Here is a 24,570-nt window from a genome sequence, read left to right on the forward strand (position 1 = left end):
TGATTGCGGACTTCGAGAACTTCAGGGCCGGCTCTTGAAGCGCCAGACCGTACGAACCGATGTCGCCATCGTCGGCGCCGGCTTTACCGGCCTGTCGGCCGCGCATGAATTGAACAGGGCCGGCATTGATTTTGTGCTGCTCGAGGCGCGCGGCCGCGTCGGCGGGCGGGTCGAGTCCAGGTGGAATGGGCTTGGCGAGCTGATCGACAGCGGCGGTCAGTTCCTGTGCCAGGACATGCCGGAACTGATGGCCCTGGTGCGAACGCGCGGTAAGACGTTGGTCGAGACCTATGTTAAGGGCGAAGTCATTGCCCAGCCGCTGACGGGCGAAAAGGGAGCCGAGCGAATCTACTACGCCTCGATGGCGATCCGCGACCGCATGAACGCGATTGCACCGGCCGATCCGACTATTGCCGGCTTGACCGTCGCCGCATGGCTCGATCGCCAGAACGATCCCGGTGAGGCCAAGGCGGCTTTTCGCTCGATGATCGAGGGCCTGTGGTGCCAGGCGCTCGAAAAACTGCCGCTTTGGCACCTCATCGACAATGACCGTCGTATCACCAATGAAATGTCGGAACTGCAGTATTTCGTGCACGAAACCATGCAGTCTCTGGCGGATGATCTGGCTGGCGATCTCGGCGACCGCCTGCGATTGAACACGCCGGTCAGAACGATCGAGCGCAGACTGGGAGGCGTTCGTCTCGCGTCGACGACGGGCTCGATCACGGCGCGAACGGCGCTGATCGCCATACCGCCGATGATGGCTTCGAAGCTGGATTTCGCGCCGCCGCTGCCGGTTGCCTTGGAAAAGGCCCTCGGCGTCTGGCAAAGCGGCGCGGTGATCAAAATGCAGGTGCGCTACCCCACAGCCTTTTGGCGCGCCAAGGGCTTGAGCGGCATGGTGATGTGGCGCGATCCGCCGGCCCTTTTTGCCTGTGACGTCAGCAAGGATGGCGGCCACCCTGCGTTGGTCGTCTTCGTCGGCGGCCCGCTTGCCCTACGCTGGCGGGAATTGGGAGATGCCGCGTTGCGCGCGGAGGTTACGGCGCGGCTCAAGGAGGCGCTCGGCACGGATGCAGGCAGCTTCACCGATTTCACATGTCGCGACTGGACCGATGATCGCTGGAGCGGCGGCGGCTACAGCGATCTCATCATCGATACGAGTGCCACCGACGCCGAACAAACCATCCTGGCCGGCGCGCCGCCAGTGTATTTCGCATCCTCGGAATTGTCTCCGTCATTTCCGGGCTATGTCGAAGGCGCAATCGTGGCTGGGCGCATTGCTGCACAGAAAATCCTCTCGGAATTTAATCCGCAATAGTCACAAGCGCCTCATGGTCGCAGGCGAGGCGTCTCAAGGTGGGACCGGACGTCGCCGGGCCAGAGCGGCGGCGTGATTTGATCCCGTGAACATGCGACTGCATGAACAGTTCGGCAAAGAACTCCCTCGCCCTCGCATGATCGAATATGCCCGGTACTGCCCGAATTCCCGTTTCAAATCTGTTACACGGTCAGTTTGCGCGCGTCGTTCGTCCGTTACCGGGTGCGGCTAAGTTCCTTTCAACAGAAAAAGAAAATCGATGAAGGGAATGGCGATGCATACGAAAATCCAGACTGCCTACAGCGGCCGCCTGCAGGCGGAGCGCAACGATCGGCGGCCGAAGCTGGCGCTGCGCCGGCGCGCCAACGACCATCCGATGGCGCTGTTCGTGGTGCTGGGCGCCGCCGCGTTCGTCGGCATGGCCTTCGCGCCGACGGTCGGTCCAGCCTTTGCTTCACTGAACCCGCCGGCAAATATCGTCGACGGCGCGCCGACCACGACAAAGACCGCGCGCCTGCCGATGCCGGAGATCGATTTTGTCTGCAAGGGGCAGGCCTGGGGCGCCGAAAGTGCGGACTGCCTGCGCGTCATCGCCGAGCAATCCGGCATTCACAAGGCTCGCGCGGTCCGCGTGATCGCCAATGCCGCGCCGCTGACCCATACGCCGAACGTTTTTTGATGCCCCCGAGCGACCCTCCAGCGCTCCAGGCAGGCTCCCGCCGCATCCTCGGCCGGGAGTCTTTCTTTCTCTGGCCTCTAGCCCCTTGTTTGAGGATCGGATTTTTTCGAAAACCGATTTCCACCAGTCCGAAGTTCTAGCCGCCCAATGCGGCCTGCTCGGCAATGGCCGACAGCACGCCGCGCACGTCCAGCGTGCTGAACGGCTTTTCCAGGATCTGCGGGCGCTGCGGCGCGGGCAACGCCTCGATTTCGGCTTTCGCGCCGATCAGGTCGCCGGTGACCAGAACGAAGCGCCGCGCCAGATCAGGCTTTTCGGCGAGCAGTTCGCGATAGACTGATATGCCGCTGGTGCCGGGCATGCGCAGATCGGAAAAGACGATGTCCGGTGGCATGTGGCCGGTCAAGGTCGCGGCGGCCGATGCCCAGGCCGGCACGATCCGCGACTTGATGCCCATCAATTCCAGAATGTCGGACAGCGAGGCGGCGACATCCGGCTCGTCGTCGATGATCAGCGCATGGCGCAATCCGCTCGAGCGCGACGGGGTTTCGCCGGCGGCGGCCGCGCCGGCGGCGATCGCCGGCAACTGGACGACGAAACGGGCGCCCCTCGGCAGAACTTCCTCGAACCAGACATCGCCATTGTGCCGTTCGATGATCGATTTCGAGATCGACAGGCCGATGCCGGTGCCGACGCCGACCGGCTTGGTGGTGAAGTAGGATTCGAAGATGCGGGAGCGTATCGCTTCCGGCACGCCCAGCCCGTTGTCCTCGACCGAGAAACAGGGATTGCCGCGATCGCTGCGAAACGTGCGAACCTTGATCAGCCGGTCGCCGCCGATGCTGGCCAGAGCGTGCTGGCTGTTGATGAGGAAGTTGGCGGCCACTTGCGTCACATGGTCGGCGTCGGCCATGGCCAGCAGCGGGCCGCTGGCGAAATCGGTATCGATAATGATGCCGGTCGACCTGGCGCCGTAGGCAGTCACTTCGAGTGCCGCGCGGACCACCTGGTTGAGGTCGGTTTCGGCCTGCGACGCGGGATGCAGGCGGACCATCGAGAGGAAGCTCTTGACTATGCGGCCGCACCGCTCGGCGGCTGCTCGCACCTTCTCGGCCCGCACCTTGGTCTGCGGGTCTGAGGCGAACTCGTGCAGCAGCGTCGATTGGGCGACGACCACGGCGAGCGGGTTGTTGAGTTCGTGTGACACGCCGGCAAGCAGCGAGCCCATCGCCGCCATCTTCTCGTTCTGGTGCAGCTTTTCGCGCTGGCGGCCGATCTCCTCTTCGGCGCGCAATTTGTCGCGCAGGTCGCGGATCGAGCCGAAGATCAGGCGGCGGTCGGCGACCCGCATTTCGGTCGCCGTCAGTTCGATCGGAAAGACCTCGCCGGCCGCATTCTGGGTGACGGTCTCGATCCGCTGGCCGACCATCGGCGCGCCGCGCCCCGACATGTATTCGGCGCCCGACACATAGCCCTTGCGATAATATTCCGGAACGACGGTGTCGAGCAGGTCCTTGCCGAGGATGTTGCTGCGCTGGTAGCCGAACATCTTTTCGGCGGCCGGATTGAATTCGATGATCGAACCGGTCTCGTCGATGACGATGATGGCGTCGAGCGAGGCCTGCAGCATGGTGCGGCGGATGACTTCGCTGGCATGGGCATCGGAAAGCGATCGTTCGATGGCGTCGCCGATGGCCAGTGCCACGATGTGCAGCGTTGCCTCTTCCTCGCCGGTCCATTCGCGCTCGTTCACGCAGTCGTTGACCGCCAGTGTGCCCCACAGATGGCCATGCGCAAAGACCGACACCGACAGGAACGACTTGATGTGCTGCTTTTCGAAGTCGGTTCTCAGAAAACCTTCGAGGTCGCGCGTGTGTCCCGCGAAGATCTTGCCTTGCCGCTCGTCCTCCGCCAACCGTTCCAGCAGTGGGTCCGAATTGACAACCGACTGCAAGATCACCGTTGGCGATGCCAGTTCGCCGCCAAATCGCGGGTTGATCCAGTAGGCCGCGACCGACTGGGCAAAGCCCTGGCCGGGCAGCTCGCGCAGCCGAAACAGGATGCCGCGCTGGCAATCCATGGCCCCGCAAAGCCTTTCAAGGATGCCGTCCATCTCGCGCTGCCAGTCGCCGGCTTCGCGAAGCCGGCGAACGACATGGACAGCCGCCATCGCCGCGCCCTGCCTGACGCCTTGCATACCGCTGCGTGCTGCTTCAGCCGTCATGGTCAGCCGTCATTTCACAGTCGTGCCCGGCCACAGTGGTACCAGTGGTCGCGCCGCTCAGTTGCTTTCGCCGGTCGGCAGCGAGAAGATATAGCCTTCGCCGCGGACCGTGCGCAGGAATTTCGGATTGGCAGGGTCCGCCTCGATCTTCTTTCTCAGCCGCATGATGCGGATATCGACCGCGCGTGACGATTCCGGATCTTCCACGAAGCCGATCGCCTCGGAGATCGCCGCACGCGTCAGCAATCGGTTGGCACGTGTCAGGAAGACCTCCAGCACGTCAAATTCGCTCTTGGCCATGTCGATGACCGTCCCATTGGTGCCGGTAACGAACCGGCCGTCGAGATCGGCATGGAAAGGGCCGAAGCTCATGAAACGGCGGTTGGCAGTTGTTTCAGCCTTGGCGCTCTGCGGCTCGGCCGGCTGCGGCACACGGCGCAGCACGCTGCGGACCCTCGCCAGCACCTCGCGCAATTCGTAAGGCTTGACGATGTAGTCGTCGGCGCCGAGTTCCAGCCCGACGATGCGGTCGAGCGCGGTGCCCGCGGCAGTGGCATAGATGATGCCGATCGGCATTTTCGAGCGCAGCCAGCGGCCGAGCGACAGGCCGTCCTCGCCCGGCATGGCGATGTCGAGGATGGCGAGGTGAAACGACTGCGTTTCCAGCAAGGTTCGCGCGGCGCTGGCACTCTCGGCCGTCGCGACATCGTAGCCGCTGGCGCCAAGATACTCGGCGACCGCGTCCCTCAGATCCGGCTCGTCCTCGACGACGACAATTCGTGCCCGCACTATGCTCTCGCTCCCGCTTTCAGCGGAAAGTAGATTGGGTATAAACATCATGTCCAGCACTCATCTTGGGTTGCCGGTTGCAGGGTGGAAAAAAATGGCTGCACGATCCGTCATCGCGCTTGTTTCGGTCGCGGAAGTGGTCGCGACCGATCTCGCCGACCATCTCGAACGGCGTGGTCATGAGGTGCGCGCGGTGCGACAGCCGTGGGAGGCCGAATCCTTGCTTTCCGGAAAGGGCATCGATGTCGTCGTCGTCGGCGACAGCCTGAGCCAGGCGGAAGGGCGTGATCTGCTCAGGCGCCATGGCGGCGAGGGCGGGCCGGATTTCATCCTGATCTGCCGGCCGGCCGATCTCGTCGACAAGGTGCTGGCGCTCGAACTCGGCGCCGCCGACGTCGTCGAGAGCCCGCTCAACGTCAGGGAACTCGCCGCCCGTATCGGCGGCTTGCTGGCACGGCGCGGCAGGAATGCCGGGGAATTGGTCGTGCTGGAGAACGCGACGGTCGACCTCCGGTCGGCCATGGTCATGCATCGGTCCGGCACGGAAGAACAATTGTCGCCGGGTCAGGTGGCGCTGCTCAGATTGTTCCTGGCCAGTCCGCGCAAGGTCTTGACGCGCGACGACATCATTGCCGCCGCGCCCGCCGAAAATGCCGATGCCTTCGATCGCTCGATCGATTCGCGTATCGTGCGGCTGCGCCGCAAGCTCGACACCGAAACCATCACCACCATAAGGGGTGCGGGCTACCGGTTCGATCCGCCGACGCAGTTCGCCGACTGAGGCCGGGGCCCTCACCGTACTGTCCACAGGCCCAGGCGCTCAGCGCACCACGAGAAGCGACGGACCTGACGGCATTTCGCTGGCCGCGACGAATTCGCTCGCATGGGCACGATCCCTAAGAAGCACGGTAGCGAGGCCGGCAAAGCCGAGCAGGCCCTGTGCGTAGAGCAGTGCGGAAAGCACCGAAGCTGCAGATTTCGTGTTCATCGTTTTCGTCCCGCAAATTAGGTTTTAGGTTCGCTTCAGGGAAACCCCCGAAGTGCCCGCGCCGCCAGCGGAGCCCCCCGTCGCGGCGCGGGCCTTCGGTCCTCTCGGCTGCAAGTTGCCGGAGGGGCCGCGCATCTTCTTCAGCCCAAAACCGACCCGCCAGAGGGTCTTGAGCCGGTTAATGCGCAGACTGGACACGATCCAGACCGTGGCGAAAAACAGTGCGGCATGCAGCGTCGAACCTTCGCCTGAAGTCATCTCCGCAAGCTTCGTCATCGGGTTGCCGGCGAAGGTGCCGACACCGCCAATGATCGCTGCGGCTATGCTTATCCTAAAGAGCCAGGAGATCGCGTTCGATTGCATGTTCATCTTCGTTTGTGCCGGCTGTTTTCGTTGGGTCAACTCTGGGGGTGGCCTGTATCCAACTCATGCCGCTAGAGTCCGCGCTTTGTTGCAGATTGGTTTCGAGCCAAGTCAAGTTTCTTTCCTAGGAGCGAAAACCGCACTTTCGCTTGGAGATGGCGGTAGCTTTTTGCGGAATCCGGGCTCGATCAGCCGAGGCGTTGTGTCCTTGATTCACCCCTGCAACCCCTCGGATGGGCTTCCGTCCGTTAACCAGAGGAAACAGATTCGAAACAGAAACGTCTGCCGTGCGAAATCAATTCGAAACGTGACCCAACGATAAGCCACTCATCGAATTGGAGCCGGCCGTGCCCGGCAGACAGGGGATATCATGTACACTGGCATTTCCGCCAAGCTCATCAACATCGCCGCCGCCGTCACCGCGGGTACGGTTCTTCTGTTCGGCGCCGGCAACGGCGTTGCCCATGCCGCCAATCGGGCCGCTAATCAGATCGTGGCGCGGATTTCGCTTTCGCAGCAGACGATGGAGGTCCTGGTCGACGGGCGGCCGACCTTCGCGTGGAAAGTCTCGACCGGCGGCAAGGGGCATGTCACCCCGACCGGCTCGTTCAAGCCGACCCGCATGCACCAAATGTGGTATTCGAGGAAATATGACAACGCGCCGATGCCGCATTCGGTCTTCTTCAAGGGTGGCTACGCCGTGCATGCGACCAATTTCGTCAAGCGTCTCGGCCGCCCGGCCTCGCATGGCTGCGTGCGGCTGCATCCGGACAATGCCGCCGATTTCTACCAGCTTGTCGAGATTTTCGGTCCGGCCAACACCCGGATCGTCATCGTCAAATAGATAACCAAAGACTATCCGCCTGCCGGGTATAAATATATTGCGGGTCGGATATCACTGCCCAAGAAAAAGGCCGGAAATTTCCGGCCTTTTTTGTCAATCAATCAACCGGGACCGGCATCAGCTTCGGATCCGGCTTCTCGGCGTGATGCGGCAGGTCCTTGCTGGCAATGAAGGTGTAGAACATCGGCACCACGAACAGGGTGAACATGGTCCCCACCAGAATGCCGGTGAAGATCACCAGGCCCATCGAATAGCGCGCCGCCGCACCCGCGCCGCTGGAGATGATCAGCGGCACCACGCCGAGCGCCATCGCCGCCGTCGTCATCAGGATCGGCCTTAGCCGCACCCTGGCCGAGGCGACGATCGCATCGCGCCGCCGCATCCCGTGGAGCTCGCGCTGCTGGTTGGCGAACTCGACCAGAAGAATGCCGTGCTTGGTGATCAGGCCGATCAGCGTGATCAGACCGACCTGCGTGTAGATATTGAGCGTTCCCAGCCCCAGATTGAGCGGCACGATCGCGCCGAAGATCGACAGCGGCACCGACATCATGATGATCAACGGATCGCGGAAGCTTTCGAACTGCGCCGCCAGCACCAGATAGATAACGAGAACGGCTGCCGCGAAGGCGATGATGATCGTGTAGCCCTGTTCCTTCTCCTGCCGCGACTGGCCGGTATAGTCGATGAAGAACGTCTCGGGCAGGCTTTCCCTGGCGATGTCCTCGATGGTCCTCAGCCCGTCGCCGGTGGTGACGGTTGGCAATGGCAGAGCGGAAATCGTGGCGGAGTTCAATTGGTTGAACTGCTCGATCACGGCCGGCGAGGCGTTGTTCGAGATCTTCACCACCGCCGAGAGCGGCACCATCTCCCCCGACGCGCTGCGCACGAAATACTCGGCCAGCTTTTCAGGGTTGTCGCGGAAGTTCTGCGGCACCTGCGGGATGATGTCGTAGCTGTTGGATTCGCGGTCGAATTGCGCCACTTCGGCGCCACCGACCAAGAGGGTCAGCGTCCGGCCGATGTCGGCGATCGGCAGGTTGAGCGCCGCGGCGCGGTCGCGGTCGATCGTCACCGTCACTTGCGGCGCGTCGTAGGACATCGAGTTCTGCACGGCGAGGAAGCGACCGGAGGCCTGCGCCTTGTTCTTGATGTCCTCGGCCGCTTCGTACACCTGGGAGGCATCGCCGGTCGAGCGCACCACCATCGTGACCGGCAGGCCGCCGCCGGAGCCGGGCAGCGTCGGCGGGGCGAAGACGAAAGCCTCGACGCCCGCCACCTTGGCAAGGCGGGCGGTGATGTCTTCCTGAAGTTCCTTCGAGCTGCGCGCGCGCTCGGCCCAGTCTTTGAATGCGAAGCCGACGAAGGCGTTGTTCGTCGGGCCTTGGAACGCAACAGCGGAGAACCGCGCCCTGGTTTCGGGGATATCATTCATCAGCCCGAGAATCTGGTTCACATAGGTCTCGGTGTAGTCCGACGTGGCATAGCGCGGCGCATTCACAATAGACAGCAAGAAGCCCTGGTCTTCTTCCGGTGCCAGTTCGCTCGCGGTCTTGGTGAACATGAAACCGGTCGTGGCCACCAGTGCGATGACGATCATCAGCGTCACCGGGCGATATTTCAACGAGCCGCTGACCAGCCGCTCATAGATGTTTTCGACGCGCCCGAACGTGTTGTCGACAATACGCTGGAAGCGGCTGTGCGAGCCGGCCCTCAGGATGCGTGCCGACATCATCGGCGTGACGGTGAGGGCAACGACACCCGAAAGCACCACCGAGCCGGCAAGCGTCACCGCGAATTCGCGAAACAGTGCGCCGGTCAGGCCGCCGGTGAAGGCCAGCGGCGCGAACACGGCGGCCAGCGTTATCGTCATGGCGATGACGGCGGACGAGATCTCCCGCATGCCGTTGAAGGCCGCCTGCATCGGCGACAAACCGTCTTCCTCCATGTGGCGGTGGATATTTTCCACAACCACGATAGCATCGTCGACGACGAGGCCGATCGCCAGCACCATGGCCAGCAACGACAAAAGATTGATCGAATAGCCCAGCGAAAACAGCAGGAAGCAGACGCCGATCAGTGACAGCGGAATGGTTACAATCGGCATCAGCACCGAGCGGAACGAGCCGAGGAAGAGCAGGATGACGACGATGACGATGGCGACCGCCTCGCCGATGGTCTTGAACACCTCCTCGATCGACGCGCTGATCTGCTCGGTCGAATCGTAGACGATCTCGATCGTCATGCCGAGCGGCAGCGTCTCCTGAATTGTCGGCACAATTTCGTGGATCGCCTCCGCCGTCGTCAGCGGATTGGCGGCCGGCGTCGGGAAGATGGCGAGAAAGATGCCGGGCTTGCCGTTGAAAGTGACCCTGGTGTCGGTGTTCGCCGCGGCGAGCTCGACGCGCGCCACGTCGCGCAGCCTCACCACGTTGCCGTCCTTCGATCGGAGCGGAAGAGCGGCGAAAGCTTCCGGCGTCTGCAGCGTCGAGCGAACGGTAATCGAGGAAGCGACGTATTCGTTTTCGGTGTTGCCGGGTGCTGACAGGAAATTCGATTCGTTGATGGCGGTCAGCACTTCCGCCGCCGTCACGCCGCGCGCCGCCAGTTTGATCGGGTCGATCCAGACGCGCATCGAATATTCGGCGGCCCCGAAGATCTGCACGTCGGCGACACCCTCGACCGTCGACATGCGCGGCCGCACGACGCGCTCGATATATTCGGTGAGCTGTTCCGGCGTCATGTTCGGATTCTGCATCGAGATATACATCATCGCGAACTGCTCGCCGGTGCCCTTGACGATCACCGGGTCTTCGGACTCGTCCGGCAGGTCGCCGCGCACGCCTTGTACCTTCGAGAGAACTTCGTTCAGCGCGACGTCGGGGTTGGAGCCGAGTTTCATCTGCACCGTCACGGTGCTGGAGGACGCCCGGCTTGCCGACGTGACATAGTCGATGTTTTCCGTCGAAGCGACGGCACGGGCGATCGGCGCGGAAATGAACCCCTGGATCAGGTCGGCGCTGGCGCCGGGATAGGCCGTGGTGATCGTGATGGCCGTTTCTTCAACCTCCGGATACTGCCGGATCGAGAGGCTGAAGATGCCCTGGAAACCCAGGAGCAGGATCATCAAGGCGAGCACGGTCGAAAGGACCGGACGGCGAATGAAGATGTCGGAGAAGCTCATTTCTGGGCTGCCTGCTGGCCTGCCGGCTTGGTCGGATCGATCGTGTTGTCGACGGCAACGGACATGCCGTTGGAAAGGCGGTTCTGGCCGGCGGTAACGACTTCGTCGCCGGGCGCGATGCCTTCCAGGATCTCAACCAGGCCGGCATTGCGGCGGCCTGGCTTGACGAACACCTGGGCAAGCACGAGCTGCGGTTTCTGTTCTTCCGCCGTCGGTTCGGCCGGCGTTGCCGCCGGTTCTTCCTCGGGTTTTGCCGCGCGCGCCTCGGCCGCGGATTTCGCAGTATCCGTGGCGGGCTTTTCTTCCGGCTTCGCAGGAGCAGCAGGGGCGGCGCCGTTGTCCGCGGGCTTTGCCGGACGCACCACAAAGACGAAGTCGCCGTACAGGCTGGAGGTCAGCGCGGTCTGCGGCACCGTCAGCACGTTGTTTTCCTCGGGCAGTTCGACGCGCACCTGCACGAACTGGCCAGGGGTCAGCTTGCCTTCGGGGTTGGCGACCTCGGCTCTGACCGTCACCAGCCGGCTGGTCGGGTCGATCTTCGGGTCGATACCGCGGATGGTGCCAGCGAACGGCAGCTCGCCGTCACCAACGCCAAGCCGTACCTTCTGGCCGATCTTGAGCAGCGGAAGCTGCTGTTCGGGAACCGAGAAATCGGCCCGCATCGTCTCCAGATCCTGCAGGGTGACTACGGAAGTACCGGGTGAGAGATACTGGCCGAGATCGATCCTGGGGATACCCACGGTGCCGCTGAAGGGCGCTGTCAGCAGCTTCTGCTCGAGCACCGCCTGCAGCCTGTTGACCCGCGAAGCGGAAGCCAATGCGGCTGCCCGCGCCGTATCGAGCGTCGATTCCGAGCCGACATCGCGTTTCTGCAATTCAAGGGCGCGTGTCAACGCCGTCTGGTCGAGCGCTGCTTGCGCCTTCGTCGCATCGAGATCGGCGCGTTCGGCGGCATCGTCGAGCTGAAGGAGACCCGCGTTGGCTTCAACCTTCTGATTGGCGTGAAACAGGATGTCCTTGACGATGCCGGCGGTTTCGACGGTCAGGTCGACGCCGCGGACCGCGCTGACAGTGCCGATCGCCTCGACGCCCGGCGTCCACTCCGTCGGCTTGACGATTGTCGTCGACACGGTCGCGGCCGGCGGTTTCATCGTGGCGAAGAATTGCTGCATTGCATTGTCGCGGAACAAATTGAAGCCGACGATGCCGCCGCACACCAGCACGAGCAGAATGAAGGCAATGATGAAACGCTTGATCACGAACAGTCCCCTTGGCCATGGCCCGGCATAACGGTCGGATGACCGAAACACATACCTGTGACGGGTCCCGATTTCAAATGACGGCGATCTTACTGTACCGTCTGGACGGTCTTGTCAATTCCGCGTAGGCTAAGTATGGGGAGCGAATGATGAAGGCCCGCAGAACAAATTCGCGTGATAAAATTCTCGCCGCCGCCGCCGATGTGGCACGCGAGACAGGGCCCGGCAGCCTGTCGCTGGACGCCGTCGCCAGCCGAGCCGGCGTGTCGAAAGGCGGCTTGCTGTACAATTTTCCGACCAAGGCGAAACTGATGCAGGCGCTGGTAGAGGATTACCTGCGCGCCTTCGAACAGGCGCTGGAGTCCGCCCGCACGGCCGGCGTCGACGGCGAAAGCCCGCTTGCGACTTACATCAAGCTTTCGGCCGAACATGCCGAGGAATCGAAACCTTCGGCTTCCTGGATATTTTCAGCGATCGCCGAGGATCCCGATTTCCTGACACCTATAAAATCGTTCAGGCGCCAGGTTTTCGAGCGCCTCAAGGGAGAGACGCCGGACCTCAAGGCGCTGCTGGTCTGCTACCTCGCCATCGAAGGACTTCGCAGCATGAACCTGTTCGATTCGGACGTCCTTTCGGTCGACGAACGCCGGTTGCTGGTATCGTCCTTGCTGGACATCGCGGGATAGATTGCCGCGTAGGCCGGGCGTAGCCACCTTGGTGAGATCCTCTCCGCTCGCCGGCACGAGGGGCGCCTTGCTGTTGTAGACGATGCCGGTGGTGACCAGCTTGGTCGAGAAACAGGTTGAGCTGGTTGGCCAGAGTGCCGTTCAGGGAACTTTTGTTCGGCTGGCGATTTTGGATGTATGGTGGGAACCCGAACGGCCAGAAGGGTGTTGCCGATGACGACAAAACGCTTTGCGATCTGCGCGCTCGCTTTCGCGATGGGCTGCAGCATGTCCGCCGCGGCCTTCGCTGGAAGTCGCGACCAACGGGCTGACCCTGAACGCTACGTTCCCGCCGAAGGCGACATCATCGACATCCTGTTCGGCGGCCCGCGCTACTATGACCAGCAGTTGTTCACGACAGCCGCAGGAGCCTGCTCCTACCAAAGGGTCGGACCCGACGCGAATGCGTTGAACAAGATCAACGATCACCATTGCGGGAAGTAGGCGGCAGGCTTCAGCGCCCGCCAGTCTTCTTCATCTGCTCGATGATCTCGGCCATCAGCGCCAGGTCGCGACGTGAATCGGCGAGGTCGGTCAGCGGCTTCGTCCCGTCGGTGATGTGGCGATGGAAGGTCTCAAGTTCATTCGAGAAGGCGTCGCCATAGAGCGGCCCGTGTGTCCGCGTCACCGGGCCGGCTGCTCCGGTTTCCGTCACTTCGAGCCGCGTCGGCAGGCTGCGGATATAGGGCGTGTCGTAAATGATGCGGACCCGTTTGGTGTTCGAGCGCACCTCGATCATCGCGTCGAACAGGCCGAGATCGTCGACGACCGCATCGTAGCAGGCGGCGAAATGTCCGTAGTCGAATGTCACGCTGGTGTTGGCGCCGCCATTGGTGCGGTGCGCCGCCAGCACACGGGCCGGTTCGCCGAGCAGCCCGCGCATCGCCGAAATATGGTGCGAACTTAGCGCCGTCAGGCCGCGATAGGCGCGTACGAGATCGGCGGGCGCATCGCCGCCCACCACTTCGCGGATCAGCGCCTCGCGCTGCTCGGCGCCGCGTGCCAAAAGGGCCGGATCGATGTCGGTGGGATAGAGGACGTTCTGGCTCTTCTTGAGGAAATGCCGGCCCTCGGAGATCAAGTCGAAGATTCGGACATGGGTGATGTCGGCGAAGTCAGGCAGTTCCTCCATCGCTGCCAGATAGGCCGGCGCGTAGCGGCGCATGTAGCCGACAAAGATCGTCTTGGCGTAGTTTGGCGTCAGCGCCAGAAGCTCGTCGATCTCGCGCACCGTCAGGCAGGCGGGCTTTTCCAGGAGGATATGCTTGTTCGCCTGGACGGCAGCACGGACGAAACGGCTGTGGGTCTCGTCGGACGAGAGGATGAAAACCGCGTCGATATCCGGCGAACCGATCAGCGCCTCTGCCGTTTCGAAGGCCTTGGCAGTCGGGTATTCGGATGTACACAGCGCTATCAGGCTCGGTGACACATCATAAACGCCTGATATGATCCAGCGGTCGCGCTGGTCGCTCAGCACCGGCAGATGGATCGACTGCGCGACCTCTCCAAGACCCACTAGCCCGACACGGATCACCGCCACGGCACACTCCCTTTGCAAACCAATTGTTTCAGCCAACAGCTCGTTATAGCGACAGGTGCGGCTCGACCCGGCCGTCCGTCATGCGGCGCCGGTGACGAGCGCAACGAGTTCGTTGCCGGTGGTCTCCGAGGCACGCACCGTCGCCACCATCCGTCCCGCCCGCATCACCCAGATCTGGTCGGACAGGCGTCGCACCTGATCGAAGTTATGGCTGACCAGGATGACGCTGACGGCCTGTTCGCGCAGGCGCCGGATAAGGGCTTCGACATTGGCCGTCTCCTGCACGCCGAGCGCTGCGGTTGGTTCGTCCATCACCACCAGCTTGGCGCCGGAACCCGCGGCGCGGCAGATCGAGATCGCCTGTCGTTGTCCGCCCGAAAGGCGCCGCACGCGCTGGTTGACCGAAGGCATGTTGATCGACAGGCGCGACAGCATGGCGCGCGCCTGCTGTTTCATCGCCTTGCGGTCGAGCAGGGCGAAGGGACCGATCCGGCGCACGATCTCGCGGTTGAGGAACAGGTTCTGGGCGACGGTCAGTTCGTCGATGAGCGCCAGGTTCTGGTGCACCGTCTCGATGCCGGCCTTACGCGCCTCGTCGGGATTGGCGAAGGGACGCGGCCGCCCGTCGAAGAAGATGTCTCCTGCATCCGGCACATGCACGCCGACCAGGCAGCGTATCAGTGTCGACTTGCCGGCGCCGTTGTCGCCGATCACAGCCGTGACCTCGCCACGGCGGGCCTGGAAGGCGACATCGGTGAAGGCGCGGATGCCGCCGAAATGCTTGCTCAGCCCTTCGCAGGCGAGGATCGCGTCGGCCGACGGGGAGTGATTGACGGCGCTCATTTCTGATACCGCATGATCAGTGCCGCCAGCACCACGATGGCGCCAACGGCCAGGGGCTGGTAGAAGGCCGAAACGCTGAGCAGCGTCAGTCCGTTGACGAGAGCGGTGAGCATCAGCGCTCCGATCGCCGGGCCGAGAATGCTGGCGCGTCCACCAAACAGGCTGACGCCTCCCAAGACGACTGCCGCCACCGAATTGAGCAGAAGGCTGGTATTGATCTGCGGTTCGGCCGAGCCGATGCGTGCCACCAGGAGCAGTGCGGCGATGCCGGCGCAGAAGCCTGAAATCGTATAGGCGGCGATCTTGACCCGGTTGGTGCGGATGCCGAGCGCGCTGGCGCTTTCGACCTGGCCGCCGGTCGCCAGCAGATGCACGCCGAAGCGGGTGTGGTAGAGCGCGATATGCGCCACCAGAACGGCCGATATCGCCACCCAGACGGGATAGCCGAACGGTCCAAAGGAGCCCGAGGCCAGCCGCAGCAGGAAAGGCGAGCCGACCATTATCGGCTCGCCGCCCGACAAGATCAGGCCGAGCCCGGTGACGCCCGAAAGCGTGCCGAGCGTTACCACGAAGTCGGGTATTCGCCCGGCTGTGATGAGCACGCCATTGAGGAAACCGACCGCGCTGGTGGCGGCTACGGCGAGCACACAGGCGAGGAAGATGCCATAGCCCGCGGCATCGACGAGGCCGAGGATGATGGCGCCCAGCATGACGGCTGCCGCCAAGGAGAGATCGATGCCGGCGGTGGCGACGACGAAGGTCTGGCCGATCGACAGCACGACCAGAATTGCCGCGGCCAGCAGCAGGGCCTGCAAATTGGCGATGCTGAGAAAGACCGGCTGACTAATGCCGAAGACGATGACGAGGCCGACAAGGCCGACGACCGATGCCCAGTCGGCCCAGAAGGAAGGATCCAGGAGGAGAGCCGACAGGGAGGGGCGGCTCTCCTCCGCCGCGCCCGCGGTATGCACGGGCGCGTTTTGTTCAGGAATGCTCACTTCAACATCTCGCGGAAGGGATCGGGATAGTCGCCGCCCGGACGCGGGAAGTTCTTCAGCGAGGCTTCGGCATTGTCCTTGTTGATCAACAGAACCGGCGCCGGCACGTTGGCGGGCAGTTCCTTGTCCATGGCCGCTGCCTTGCAGGCTTCCACGCCCATGGCACCGACGACATAGGGATATTGCGCGACGGTCGCGGCGAGTTCGCCGGCCGCGACCGATTTCAACGCGTCGACGATGCCGTCGAGGCCGATCACCTTGACGTCCTTGCCCGAGGTCTGGACGGCGCGCTGAACGCCGAGCGCCATGATGTCGTTGGCGGCGAAGAAGCCGGCGAGATCGGGATGCGCGGCCAGGATGTCGGTGGCAGCGGTGAGTGCCTTCTCGCGATCCCAGTCGGCACTGACCATCACCACGACTTCGAGCTTGCCTTCGACAGCCTGCTTGAAGCCCTTGATGCGGGCGTTGCTGCCGACATCGCCGACGATGCCGGCCACCAGCGCGACCTTGGAGCCTGCAGGAACCAGCTTCAGCATCTCCTCGCCTGCCAGCACGCCGGCGGCAACGTTGTCTGTGCCGATATAGGTTGAGATGGTGAAGCCCGCGGCCTTGGCCTGCTCGGCGTCGATGGTGCTGTCGATGTTGACGATCGGCTTGTTCTTCTGGGCGACAGGCACAAGTGCCTGGACGAGGTTGCTGACGCTGATCGGATTGACCAGATAGCAATCGAAATCCTGCATGGCCATGGCGGTCAACCGATCGGCCTGCCCGGTGGCATCGCCCATATTGGCGGCTGCCTGGATAGTGACGGCCACGCCGTCGGCCTTGGCCTGCTCTTCGATGCCCTGGTGCATATACTGGAAGAAGGGATTGTCGAGACCCTTGACGATAGCCGCGACGCGGGCCGCGTCCTGGGCTTGGGCCGACATGGAAATAACGGTTGCAAACAGGCCTGCGCCAAGCGACAGGCAATTGAACATACGCATGCTTCTGCCTCCTCCTAATTGTTGGTTGTGCCGCAATTGACCCGTTGTTCGGCGAACGGAATGCCTGTGCCGGCGAAGGCCAGCCCGGCACTTGCGAAAAGCTGCCGACCACTGGGCGATTGCCATGCGGCTCGCCGGTTCAGGGACCGTTCCGGGTCATTGTTCGTGTCGGGCATTTCTCCTCCCAGAGCGCTGACCGATACCTTTCGGCATTTCCGCATGTTTTAGAAAAATTTGACACGCGTCAAGATTTAAAATGGTGTGCAGTGGTTTTTGATGTGCTGCGATGCAGCAGAAATCGACACTGCTGGGAAGTCGAAGCAGGCTCGATGCGGCGTCGTCAGTGGTCCGGGTCAAACTGCAAGTGCACGCCGTCAGGCCGGTTGCAGAGGCGCCAGCGCTGGCCCATCGGTGCGAAATAGGTGGCAAGCCGATGGCGAGATGTCGAGCGCGATCGGGCTGTGCAACGGCGTCCTGTCGCTGCCTTCGGCCTGGACGACCAAGTGATGTCAGGCGCGATCTCGACATGCAGGATGGTCAGGCTGCCAAGCCGCTCCGCCAGCACGGCTTGCCCCTTGAATTGTCCGTTGGCCGAGATGCGGAGATGTTCCGGCCGCATGCCGAGCAGCAGATCGTCGCCGGATTTGCTTGCGCCGGCGGCGACCGGCACGGTCAACGCCTCGCCGCCCGGCAGGGTCACGGTTACGCCTTCGGGGACGGCTGACGCCACCTTCAGCTTCAGCAGGAGCAGCGTGGACTTGCCGCAGCCGGACGGGCCAACGAAGACGACGAATTCGCGGTCCTCGACGTCAAGATCAAGCCCCTTGATGATCTCGACGGACCCGTAGGATTTGCGCGCACCGCGCAGCTTGAGCTCAGCCATGGCTTGTCTCCCTGGCGCCGGCACGCTCAGTCGCGCCGTCTTTGTTGTCCTCGTCCTGCGCCATCGCCAATGGCGCGCCCGGTTCGCCTTCCCACAGGATCAGGCTGGCCGCGCCGATCAGTCCTGCGCGGTCGCCAAGCTGCGCCGGCACGATCGGCACATCCCGGTAGGCCGGCATCGCCCGCTGCTCGACGGTTGCCCTGATGGTTGGAGCCAACAGGTCGAAGCCATTGGCGAGGCCGCCGCCCATGACGATCAGGTCCGGCGAATAGAGGTGAAGCAGGTTGGTGAAGCCGATGCCGAGCCACTTCGCCTCCGCCTCGATCAATTCGAGCGCGCTGATATCGCCGGCACGTGCGGCTTCGACGACGTGCCTGGCTGAAACATCGCCGTCAGCCGAAAGGCGCCTGAGCCGGGAGCCGTCGCCCGGCGTTGTCAGCGCTGTGGCACGCCGCCCGAGCGCGGTTCCGGAGGCGACCGCCTCGAAACAGCCGACGGCGCCGCAGAAGCAGCGGTCGCCCTCGCCGGTGATGGTCATGTGGCCGATTTCGGCCGCCAGCCCGCGCCGGCCGTGATAGATGTGGCCGTCGGCAACGACCCCGCCGCCGATGCCGGTCGACACGGTGACGAATACCAGGGATCCGCTGCCTCGGCCGGCGCCGAAGCGCCATTCGCCAAGGGCGGCCGCGTTGGCGTCGTTTTCCAGCCGCACCGGCAGGCCGAAATGCTTGCCGAGAATGTCGATCAACGGCACGTCGTGCCAGCCGGCCAGCGTCGGCGGCGCGATCACGATGCCGGCCTTGGGATCGAGCGGTCCCGGCGCGCCGATGCCAATCCCGGCGACATCCGCCTGTGGGCGCTGTGTCAGAAGCGCCCCGGCCAGTGCAATGATCTGGCCGATCACCGCATCCGATCCCGCGATCGCCATCGTCGGCGCCGAAACCTGCGCGACAATGCGGCCGCCGCTCTCGACCAGCGCGCCGCGCAGCTCCGTTCCGCCGAGATCGAAGGCGAGGGCCAGTCTTGTCATCAGGCGGCGACCTTCAGTCCACGCAGCCAGGCCATGCGCTGCGCGAGGTCAGGGTCGCCGAATGCCAGCGATCCGAGCACCACCGTCTCGGCCCCGGCGGCGCGCAGGCGCGGCACCGTCTCGTGGCGGATGCCGCCGTCGGCAGCCAGGATGAGATCGGCCTCACGACCGGCTTGCTGCATCAGCATGCGTGCCTCAATCAGGCGGGGGCAAGCCTGGTCGGAAAGGCTCTGGCCCTTGACGCCGATGGATGTGCCGAGGAGCGTCACAAACGCGACTTCGGGCAGGAACGGGGTGACCGCAGCGACCGGCGTTTCCAGCCTGAGCACCACGCCGGCCTCGGCGCCGAGTTGATGCGCAAGCCGCACGGCGCGCAGGCCGGCTTCGCCGTTTTCGGCATGGACGCTGACTAGGTCGGCACCGGCCTCGATGAACTGGCGCGTCTGCTCCTCGACGATCCCCGCTTCGACCATCAGGTGCACATGGATCGGTTTTGCCGTCAGCCCGGCGATCCGCGCTACCAGATCCGGGAAGAACAGGAAGCCGGGGGTGAAGCGGGCGTCTGCGACGTCGATGTGGTGGAGATCGACATGAGGTTCTATGCGCTTCAGGTCGCGCTCCATATTGGCAAGGTCGGCCGACCACAGCGAAAACTCGCCGAGCAGCCGGTTGCGCGGCAGGGCGGCGATGGCGGCGGGACCGGACAGGGTTTTGGTCGTCATGACGGAATGAGGCTCCGGAAGTTCGAGGAGGTGTGAAGGAAGGTCGTGATATCAGCCTGCAGCTCGGCGAAATGCCTGACGCTGTCGAGCGCCTTGGAAGAGATCTCCGCAAACGTGGCGCCGGGGATCGCCGCCGCGAGCGTATGGGCCGCCGTCAGCGGATGCACCGCATCCATGGCATTGCCGATGACGAGCGTGGGGATGCCAAGGGCAGCGGCGTCACTCGCTGAAACTCCCGGGCCGTCGGCGGCAATGTCGGCGAGGACCTGCGTGAATGGCGCGGCGTCCGGCCGGTCGAAATAGCCGAACAGCGAGGCAAGGTTGTCGGGCGCGTCGCGCTGCAGGCGCGCGGCGGTTTCCGATTGCGCGAAGATCGCCCTCGCCTTGTCGGGGCCGTGGTCCAGGATAAGCTTGGCAACCTCGGCGATCGGCCGCAGGTTCACCGGCGCGCTGTCGAAAATCCAGGCCGGCCGCACCAGCAGCAGGCCCGCGACGCGGTCAGAATGACGGCAGGCAAGGCGCATGGCGATCGCGGCGCCCATGGAAATGCCGCCCGCGACGAAACGGTCGAGACCGGCCCGATCGGCGGCGGCAACAACATCGTCCGCGAACATCTCCAGGGAAAACGGCCGGCGGCTGCCCAGTCCGGAGGCGCCGTGCCCGCGGCATTCCAGCGTGATGCGCCGCAACCCCGGCCCGGAAGGGAAAGCCTGGGCGACCTGCGCCTCGCCACCGCCCAGGCCGTGCTGAAAGACAACCGCAAGCCCGTCGCCGTGGTCGCAGACTTGGAGCAATGCGTCATCGCGAAGCAGCTTGGCAAGGCGGCGCATCAGGTCAGCCCCTTCAGGAAGCGGGCGACCCCGGGCGCTTCGTCGGCCGAAAGGCCGTGGGTGACCAGCGCCCCGTCAAAGCCTGATACCTTTAGTCGAGCGACAAAATCCGGGAAATTGACGACACCTTGCCCGGCGGTGGCGAAGCGGCCGTCGGCGAAACGGTCCTTGGCGTGCGCCATGGCGACATGGCCTGCCGTGGTTTCGACGGCGGCGGCGACGATGTCGCGTGCTTCGGCCGGGCTCGCCTGTTCGAACAGGTTGGCCGGATCGAGCACGATGCGCAGCCGTTTCGAGCCCATCTCGGCGATGAGGCGCATCGCGTCCGACGCCGAGGTGACGATGTTGGCCTGTTCGGGCTCGATGCCGAGATCAACGCCGTGGCGCTCGGCGAGTTGCAACGCCTTTTCCATCTCGCTCGCCATGTCGTCCCATGCCTCAGGGGCAGCATTGTCAGGGTGATACGCCCACTGATCGTCCGCGTTGCGCGTTCCCGTGCACAAGGTGACCAAGGGAACGGACAGGGATGCCGCGGCCTTGATGGCCACGCCAAGCCGGCGCAGGCCGTCGTCGCGCACAGCCCTGTCGGGATGGGCCATGTTGTAGGTGCCGGAGAGCGCCACCAGCGCGACACCGCAAGCATTGGACGCGGCCGCGATGGCATTAATGGCGTCTTGCGGCACTGCATCCGGCATCGACGGCAGGCCGGCGCAGGCCAGGTTGAACTGGGTGACGGCAAATCCCGCGTCGCGGACCGCTGCCAGTACGCCGGCCGGTTCGCTGCCCGGGAAGGTCTTGGCGAACACCCCGATCTGCATCAGACCGCTCCCGTGACGCTGGCGATCTCGACGCGCTCACCGCTTTCGACCGAGCGGGCGATCGCCACCATGGCGCGGATCGAGGCAAGGCCGTCCTCGACGTTGGCGCCGCGCATCGGCTTGCCGTCAAGGATTGTCTCGGCGAGGCCTTCGAGCTGCCGCCTGAAGAAATGCCCGTCGGCGCCGAGCGGCCTTCGCGACGTCGCATCCTTCTCGTGAAAGATATCGACCTCACTCGCCCGGAAATACCAGGGATTGAAGGTCTTCGCGATCACCGAGCCGTTTTCGCCATAGAGCTGAAAACCCTCATGCCAGTCCATGCGGACAGCCACGGTGAGATCAAGATGGCCGAGCGCGCCATTGGCGAATTCGGTTTCGACGAACCAGCAATAGGCGCCGAAACGTTCGTTGAGGCGGGCGCGCACGGCAACGATCTCGCCGCACAGGAAGCGCGCTGTGTCGACGAGGTGCGAGCCGTGCGCGAGCATGAAATACTGCCTGAGATCGGCCTTCGGATTGCCGCCCGGCTTGCGCGCCAGCTTGCTGGTGACCGGCAGCGGCTGGACCGCGTCGGTGTTGGTGTAGCGGTGAGTGGAATCGCAATACCAGGCTTTTAGCGCCAGGATCTCGCCGATCTCGTCCCGGACGAAATCGCGCGCCGCTTCCAGTGCCGGGTCGAAGCGCTTCATATGGCCGACCTGCAGCACCTTGCCGGAGCGCCGGACCGCATCGGCGAGCATCTCGCCTTCCTCGACCGAGACGCCGATCGGCTTTTCACACAGCACGTGCTTGCCGGCCTCGAGCGCCTTGATCGACGTCGGCACGTGATAGGCGTCGGAGGTCGCGACGATCACCGCTTCCAGTTGCGGGTCGGCCAGCATCTCATCGTAATCGCGATAGATTTTTTCGGGTTCGTAGGTCGCGCCCATGCGCGCCAGAAGATCGGGGGCGGCATCGCAGATCGCATAGAGATCGGCGTTCCTGGCCTTCACGCAGGATTCGAGATGGGCGAACTGGGCGATCGGCCCGCAGCCGAGCACGCCGACACGAAGGCGACGGTCTTGCTTCCGGATCATGGTCTCTTCCTCACGCCCCGTAGCCGCGCATGGTCTGGCGGTTGGTCTTGACCGCGGCGGCCGGATCGGCGGCGGCGATCTCGGATTCCTCTTCCAGCACCAGCCAGCCGTTGAAACGAGGTGCGGCGCTGGCGATATCGATCACCGCTTGGGTGTCGCAGATGCCCTTGCCGAGCATAGCCCAGGTGCCGCCGGCGTCGACGTCTTTCAAGTGGATGTAGCGGATGCGGTCTCGGTATGTGGTGAGCGTGTCGATCATGTCTTCATGGCCGCGCAGTATGTGGCCGGTGTCGGGCACCCAGCCGACGAGCGACGGATCGATCAGTGCGAAAATCCGGTCATAGTCGGCACGGTCGAACAGCAGCGTGTTGTGGTGGGAACTGGGATGGACAGCGATGTCGACGCCGGCCTTGTGTCCGAATTCGCCGGCCTTGTTGTAGAACTCCGCAGCAATATTGAACTTATCGTCGCGCGGGCCGTCGGACATGACGGTGGCCGAGCCCATCGAAACCAGCGCGCCTGGAAAGGCAGCCGCGAATTCGATCCAGCGCTGCGCCGCCTCTAGGTCGGCGCCGATCTTCTCCTTCAGCGTGAAGCCGCTGTTCGAGCCGAAGGCGAAAGAGACGAGCGCCAGCCCGGCCGATTTCAGTGCCGTGGCGAATTCCGCCGGCCTGTCGGCATAGTAGCCGATCATCGTGTCGGTGATCTCGATGCCGGCATACCCGCCATCGGCGATCGCCTTAAGCAGATCGTCGGGACCACCGGCAAACCGGTCTCCGAGCATTTCCCAGGTAAAGGTCTGGCATCCGACTTTCAGGTCTTTCACGATCGTCCTTTCATTCCTTGATGCCGCCCTGCGTCAGCCCTTCGATGATGTGCCGCTGGAAGAACAGCACCAGCACGATCAAAGGGACGGTGGCGACGGCCGAAGCTGCGGCGATGTCACCCTAGGGCCCGACCCAGCGCGGTCTGCGAAAACATCGACACCGAAAGGAAGACCGTCAGGATGCCGAAGCGGCCCTTGACGTTGAGCCGTGACAGCGCGAAGGCAGCTGGCGACCCGGCGAAGAGGCACAGGAATGTCGTGGCCAGCGTTGTAGCAGGGCTCGAGCGCGGGGATCAGCGATGGCGAGCCTGACGATATCAGTCATTTTCTCCTCCTTGCTCTGGCAGCCTTCCAGACAGCATTTCCGCATGTTCCATAAAAATTTTACGCGCGTCAACATTTAAAAATGCTGTAAAGCCTGCTTTCGAATGTGATCCGTTGCTGGTGCAATGGGTCAACCAGAGCGTTGCGACGTCGGGAGGTGGAATAGAAAATGCTGGACAGACCAGCAGCTAAGCTCGGCATCGGCGTTGTCGGGTGCGGCAACATCTCGATGACCTATTTGCGCTATGCGGCTCTGTTCGGCGAGGTCGAGCTGCGCGCCTGCGCCGACATATCGCCTGACATGGCGGCCCTGCGTGCCAGCGACTACGGCATCCGGGCTCTCAGCGTCGATGCGCTTCTGGCCGACCCGGAGATAGAGCTTGTCCTCAATCTGACCATCCCGGCGGCGCATTTCGACATTTCGTTTTCGGCGCTTTCGGCGGGAAAGCACGTCTTCACCGAAAAGCCGCTGGCGACCTCGGCCAGCGACGGGCGGCGGCTTGTCGCTGAGGCGGCGGAGCGCGGGCTGCTGCTGGGCTCGGCCCCGGACACCTTCCTCGGCGCCGCCGGACGGCGGGCGCGCCGCCTCATGGACGAGGGCGCGATCGGCCGCGCCGTGACCGGCACCGCCTTCATGATGGGGCGCGGCATGGAGCACTGGCATCCCAATCCGCAATTCTACTATCAGCCCGGCGGCGGACCGGTCTTCGACATGGGTCCGTACTACCTGACGATGCTGGTCAATTTGCTCGGGCCGGTGGCCCGCGTGATGGCGATGGCGACGCGGGGCCAGGAGGAGCGTCTGATCACCGCCGAAGGCCCCTACAGGAACACCAGCTTCAAGGTCGGCACGCCGACCAGCATCCTGTCGCTGCTGGAGTTCCGCTCGGGCTCCATCGTCACCTTCGGCGCCTCGTGGGATGTCTTCAGGCACTCCAACCACCCGATCGAGCTGCATGGGACGGAAGGCTCGCTCAGGCTGCCCGATCCGGACACGTTCGGCGGCACCGTCTCGCTGTCGGAACGTGGGGCCGACTGGGCCGAATTCCACAGTGAGAGCGAACTCTATGGCGCGTGCAACTGGCCCTTCGCCGCGCCGGACCGCGGCAACTATCGCATGCTCGGGGTCGCCGATCTTTCACGCGCGCTGACAACCGGCAGAAGGCCGCGCGCGTCCGGCGACCTTGCGCTGCATGTGCTGGAGATCATGGAGGCGATTCTCGCTTCGGCAGAGAGCCGTGAGTCCGTCGCCGTCAACACAAAGGTTGATCAGCCGCCGCTTCTTGGGGAAGACGAAGCGGCCAGCCTGCTTGCCTGATAT

24 protein-coding genes and 1 pseudogene are annotated in these 24,570 nt (G+C 63.8%); 7 read left to right on the plus strand and 18 right to left on the minus strand.

Going from position 1 to position 24,570, the window contains the following annotated elements:
* Positions 1-34 precede the first annotated feature (34 nt).
* Both AC0L3L_RS05575 and AC0L3L_RS05580 read left to right on the plus strand, forming a co-directional pair.
* A complete protein-coding gene (locus tag AC0L3L_RS05575; RefSeq protein WP_473636841.1) occupies positions 35-1,321 on the plus strand; it encodes a flavin monoamine oxidase family protein in 1,287 nt (428 codons plus the stop codon).
* A gap of 274 nt (positions 1,322-1,595) precedes the next feature.
* A complete protein-coding gene (locus tag AC0L3L_RS05580; RefSeq protein ID WP_473636842.1) occupies positions 1,596-2,000 on the plus strand; it encodes a hypothetical protein in 405 nt (134 codons plus the stop codon).
* A 136-nt stretch (positions 2,001-2,136) separates the two neighbouring features.
* On the opposite strand, the gene AC0L3L_RS05585 is transcribed toward AC0L3L_RS05580, so the two are convergent.
* Both AC0L3L_RS05585 and AC0L3L_RS05590 read right to left on the minus strand, forming a co-directional pair.
* Positions 2,137-4,224, minus strand: a complete 2,088-nt coding sequence (locus AC0L3L_RS05585) for a PAS domain S-box protein (RefSeq protein WP_473636843.1) — start codon at positions 4,222-4,224, stop codon at positions 2,137-2,139.
* Positions 4,225-4,281: 57 nt separating this feature from the next.
* Entirely contained in the window at positions 4,282-5,061 is a 780-nt protein-coding gene (locus AC0L3L_RS05590; RefSeq protein ID WP_473636975.1) for a response regulator, read from the minus strand.
* 46 nt (positions 5,062-5,107) lie between these two features.
* Here AC0L3L_RS05590 and AC0L3L_RS05595 point away from each other — a divergent pair, with 46 nt between their 5' ends.
* On the plus strand, positions 5,108-5,794 hold the full coding sequence (locus tag AC0L3L_RS05595) for a winged helix-turn-helix domain-containing protein (RefSeq protein WP_473636844.1): 687 nt from the start codon (positions 5,108-5,110) through the stop codon (positions 5,792-5,794).
* A gap of 39 nt (positions 5,795-5,833) precedes the next feature.
* On the opposite strand, the gene AC0L3L_RS05600 is transcribed toward AC0L3L_RS05595, so the two are convergent.
* Together AC0L3L_RS05600 and AC0L3L_RS05605 are read right to left on the minus strand one after the other, a co-directional pair.
* Positions 5,834-6,001 carry a hypothetical protein gene (locus AC0L3L_RS05600; RefSeq protein WP_473636845.1) on the minus strand — a complete coding sequence of 56 codons (168 nt, stop codon included), beginning with the start codon at positions 5,999-6,001 and terminating at the stop codon, positions 5,834-5,836.
* Positions 6,002-6,025: 24 nt separating this feature from the next.
* Positions 6,026-6,364, minus strand: a complete 339-nt coding sequence (locus tag AC0L3L_RS05605) for a hypothetical protein (RefSeq protein WP_473636846.1) — start codon at positions 6,362-6,364, stop codon at positions 6,026-6,028.
* 370 nt (positions 6,365-6,734) lie between these two features.
* On the opposite strand from AC0L3L_RS05605, the gene AC0L3L_RS05610 reads away from it, so the two are divergent.
* Positions 6,735-7,208, plus strand: coding sequence for a L,D-transpeptidase (locus AC0L3L_RS05610; RefSeq protein ID WP_473547275.1), 474 nt, complete (start codon positions 6,735-6,737; stop codon positions 7,206-7,208).
* Between the two features lie 97 nt (positions 7,209-7,305).
* Here the strand turns inward: AC0L3L_RS05610 and AC0L3L_RS05615 are convergent, their stop codons facing one another.
* The gene (locus AC0L3L_RS05615; protein ID WP_473525572.1) at positions 7,306-10,389 is read right to left on the minus strand and encodes an efflux RND transporter permease subunit; all 3,084 of its coding nucleotides are present in this window, start codon (positions 10,387-10,389) and stop codon (positions 7,306-7,308) included.
* A complete protein-coding gene (locus tag AC0L3L_RS05620) occupies positions 10,386-11,648 on the minus strand; it encodes an efflux RND transporter periplasmic adaptor subunit (RefSeq protein WP_473636847.1) in 1,263 nt (420 codons plus the stop codon). The genes AC0L3L_RS05615 and AC0L3L_RS05620 overlap by 4 nt, the downstream gene beginning before the upstream one ends.
* A gap of 149 nt (positions 11,649-11,797) precedes the next feature.
* Between AC0L3L_RS05620 and AC0L3L_RS05625 the strand changes: the two genes are divergently transcribed.
* A complete protein-coding gene (locus AC0L3L_RS05625) occupies positions 11,798-12,334 on the plus strand; it encodes a TetR/AcrR family transcriptional regulator (protein WP_123150259.1) in 537 nt (178 codons plus the stop codon).
* Between the two features lie 213 nt (positions 12,335-12,547).
* Positions 12,548-12,817 carry a hypothetical protein gene (locus tag AC0L3L_RS05630; protein ID WP_473486909.1) on the plus strand — a complete coding sequence of 90 codons (270 nt, stop codon included), beginning with the start codon at positions 12,548-12,550 and terminating at the stop codon, positions 12,815-12,817.
* Positions 12,818-12,827: 10 nt separating this feature from the next.
* On the opposite strand, the gene AC0L3L_RS05635 is transcribed toward AC0L3L_RS05630, so the two are convergent.
* The 12 genes and pseudogenes from AC0L3L_RS05635 to AC0L3L_RS05690 form a co-directional block, all read right to left on the minus strand.
* Positions 12,828-13,913 (minus strand): Gfo/Idh/MocA family protein, encoded by a 1,086-nt coding sequence (locus tag AC0L3L_RS05635; protein WP_473636848.1) that lies wholly within the window; start codon positions 13,911-13,913, stop codon positions 12,828-12,830.
* Positions 13,914-13,991: 78 nt separating this feature from the next.
* Positions 13,992-14,756: an ATP-binding cassette domain-containing protein gene (locus AC0L3L_RS05640; RefSeq protein ID WP_473636849.1), complete on the minus strand. Its 765-nt coding sequence runs from the start codon at positions 14,754-14,756 to the stop codon at positions 13,992-13,994.
* The gene (locus AC0L3L_RS05645; RefSeq protein ID WP_123150262.1) at positions 14,753-15,754 is read right to left on the minus strand and encodes an ABC transporter permease; all 1,002 of its coding nucleotides are present in this window, start codon (positions 15,752-15,754) and stop codon (positions 14,753-14,755) included. Before AC0L3L_RS05645 ends, AC0L3L_RS05640 begins: the two co-directional genes overlap by 4 nt.
* On the minus strand, positions 15,751-16,740 hold the full coding sequence (locus AC0L3L_RS05650; RefSeq protein ID WP_473636850.1) for a sugar ABC transporter substrate-binding protein: 990 nt from the start codon (positions 16,738-16,740) through the stop codon (positions 15,751-15,753). Before AC0L3L_RS05650 ends, AC0L3L_RS05645 begins: the two co-directional genes overlap by 4 nt.
* 340 nt (positions 16,741-17,080) lie before the next feature.
* Positions 17,081-17,359, minus strand: a complete 279-nt coding sequence (locus AC0L3L_RS05655; RefSeq protein WP_473636976.1) for a TOBE domain-containing protein — start codon at positions 17,357-17,359, stop codon at positions 17,081-17,083.
* Between the two features lie 126 nt (positions 17,360-17,485).
* Positions 17,486-17,623 (minus strand): annotated as a pseudogene (locus AC0L3L_RS05660) (ATP-binding cassette domain-containing protein); the annotation flags it as partial.
* Positions 17,616-18,653: an ROK family protein gene (locus AC0L3L_RS05665; RefSeq protein ID WP_473636851.1), complete on the minus strand. Its 1,038-nt coding sequence runs from the start codon at positions 18,651-18,653 to the stop codon at positions 17,616-17,618. The gene AC0L3L_RS05665 and the pseudogene AC0L3L_RS05660, both read right to left, overlap by 8 nt.
* Positions 18,653-19,375, minus strand: a complete 723-nt coding sequence (locus AC0L3L_RS05670; protein WP_473525566.1) for a ribulose-phosphate 3-epimerase — start codon at positions 19,373-19,375, stop codon at positions 18,653-18,655. Before AC0L3L_RS05670 ends, AC0L3L_RS05665 begins: the two co-directional genes overlap by 1 nt.
* Positions 19,372-20,205 carry an alpha/beta fold hydrolase gene (locus AC0L3L_RS05675; RefSeq protein ID WP_473636852.1) on the minus strand — a complete coding sequence of 278 codons (834 nt, stop codon included), beginning with the start codon at positions 20,203-20,205 and terminating at the stop codon, positions 19,372-19,374. Before AC0L3L_RS05675 ends, AC0L3L_RS05670 begins: the two co-directional genes overlap by 4 nt.
* Positions 20,205-21,023 (minus strand): sugar phosphate isomerase/epimerase family protein, encoded by an 819-nt coding sequence (locus AC0L3L_RS05680; protein ID WP_473636853.1) that lies wholly within the window; start codon positions 21,021-21,023, stop codon positions 20,205-20,207. Before AC0L3L_RS05680 ends, AC0L3L_RS05675 begins: the two co-directional genes overlap by 1 nt.
* A complete protein-coding gene (locus AC0L3L_RS05685; protein WP_473636854.1) occupies positions 21,023-22,099 on the minus strand; it encodes a Gfo/Idh/MocA family protein in 1,077 nt (358 codons plus the stop codon). Before AC0L3L_RS05685 ends, AC0L3L_RS05680 begins: the two co-directional genes overlap by 1 nt.
* 10 nt (positions 22,100-22,109) lie before the next feature.
* The gene (locus tag AC0L3L_RS05690) at positions 22,110-22,883 is read right to left on the minus strand and encodes a sugar phosphate isomerase/epimerase family protein (RefSeq protein WP_473636977.1); all 774 of its coding nucleotides are present in this window, start codon (positions 22,881-22,883) and stop codon (positions 22,110-22,112) included.
* A gap of 535 nt (positions 22,884-23,418) precedes the next feature.
* On the opposite strand from AC0L3L_RS05690, the gene AC0L3L_RS05695 reads away from it, so the two are divergent.
* Positions 23,419-24,567 carry a Gfo/Idh/MocA family protein gene (locus tag AC0L3L_RS05695; protein ID WP_473636855.1) on the plus strand — a complete coding sequence of 383 codons (1,149 nt, stop codon included), beginning with the start codon at positions 23,419-23,421 and terminating at the stop codon, positions 24,565-24,567.
* Positions 24,568-24,570: the final 3 nt, after the last annotated feature.

This window comes from Mesorhizobium sp. WSM4849 (assembly GCF_055811385.1).

What these genes read in the sequence shown, in the direction of transcription:
- AC0L3L_RS05685 (WP_473636854.1), bottom strand. Translation starts at nt 22,099, where the DNA reads ATGATCCGGAAGCAAGACCGTCGCCTTCGTGTCGGCGTGCTCGGCTGC.
- AC0L3L_RS05585 (WP_473636843.1), bottom strand. Translation starts at nt 4,224, where the DNA reads ATGACGGCTGAAGCAGCACGCAGCGGTATGCAAGGCGTCAGGCAGGGC.
- AC0L3L_RS05630 (WP_473486909.1), top strand. Translation starts at nt 12,548, where the DNA reads ATGACGACAAAACGCTTTGCGATCTGCGCGCTCGCTTTCGCGATGGGC.
- AC0L3L_RS05655 (WP_473636976.1), bottom strand. Translation starts at nt 17,359, where the DNA reads ATGCGGCCGGAACATCTCCGCATCTCGGCCAACGGACAATTCAAGGGG.
- AC0L3L_RS05650 (WP_473636850.1), bottom strand. Translation starts at nt 16,740, where the DNA reads ATGCGTATGTTCAATTGCCTGTCGCTTGGCGCAGGCCTGTTTGCAACC.
- AC0L3L_RS05695 (WP_473636855.1), top strand. Translation starts at nt 23,419, where the DNA reads ATGCTGGACAGACCAGCAGCTAAGCTCGGCATCGGCGTTGTCGGGTGC.
- AC0L3L_RS05600 (WP_473636845.1), bottom strand. Translation starts at nt 6,001, where the DNA reads ATGAACACGAAATCTGCAGCTTCGGTGCTTTCCGCACTGCTCTACGCA.
- AC0L3L_RS05680 (WP_473636853.1), bottom strand. Translation starts at nt 21,023, where the DNA reads ATGCAGATCGGGGTGTTCGCCAAGACCTTCCCGGGCAGCGAACCGGCC.
- AC0L3L_RS05665 (WP_473636851.1), bottom strand. Translation starts at nt 18,653, where the DNA reads ATGACAAGACTGGCCCTCGCCTTCGATCTCGGCGGAACGGAGCTGCGC.
- AC0L3L_RS05605 (WP_473636846.1), bottom strand. Translation starts at nt 6,364, where the DNA reads ATGCAATCGAACGCGATCTCCTGGCTCTTTAGGATAAGCATAGCCGCA.
- AC0L3L_RS05675 (WP_473636852.1), bottom strand. Translation starts at nt 20,205, where the DNA reads ATGCGCCGCCTTGCCAAGCTGCTTCGCGATGACGCATTGCTCCAAGTC.
- AC0L3L_RS05590 (WP_473636975.1), bottom strand. Translation starts at nt 5,061, where the DNA reads ATGTTTATACCCAATCTACTTTCCGCTGAAAGCGGGAGCGAGAGCATA.
- AC0L3L_RS05610 (WP_473547275.1), top strand. Translation starts at nt 6,735, where the DNA reads ATGTACACTGGCATTTCCGCCAAGCTCATCAACATCGCCGCCGCCGTC.
- AC0L3L_RS05690 (WP_473636977.1), bottom strand. Translation starts at nt 22,883, where the DNA reads ATGCTCGGAGACCGGTTTGCCGGTGGTCCCGACGATCTGCTTAAGGCG.
- AC0L3L_RS05595 (WP_473636844.1), top strand. Translation starts at nt 5,108, where the DNA reads ATGGCTGCACGATCCGTCATCGCGCTTGTTTCGGTCGCGGAAGTGGTC.
- AC0L3L_RS05640 (WP_473636849.1), bottom strand. Translation starts at nt 14,756, where the DNA reads ATGAGCGCCGTCAATCACTCCCCGTCGGCCGACGCGATCCTCGCCTGC.
- AC0L3L_RS05580 (WP_473636842.1), top strand. Translation starts at nt 1,596, where the DNA reads ATGCATACGAAAATCCAGACTGCCTACAGCGGCCGCCTGCAGGCGGAG.
- AC0L3L_RS05670 (WP_473525566.1), bottom strand. Translation starts at nt 19,375, where the DNA reads ATGACGACCAAAACCCTGTCCGGTCCCGCCGCCATCGCCGCCCTGCCG.
- AC0L3L_RS05615 (WP_473525572.1), bottom strand. Translation starts at nt 10,389, where the DNA reads ATGAGCTTCTCCGACATCTTCATTCGCCGTCCGGTCCTTTCGACCGTG.
- AC0L3L_RS05625 (WP_123150259.1), top strand. Translation starts at nt 11,798, where the DNA reads ATGAAGGCCCGCAGAACAAATTCGCGTGATAAAATTCTCGCCGCCGCC.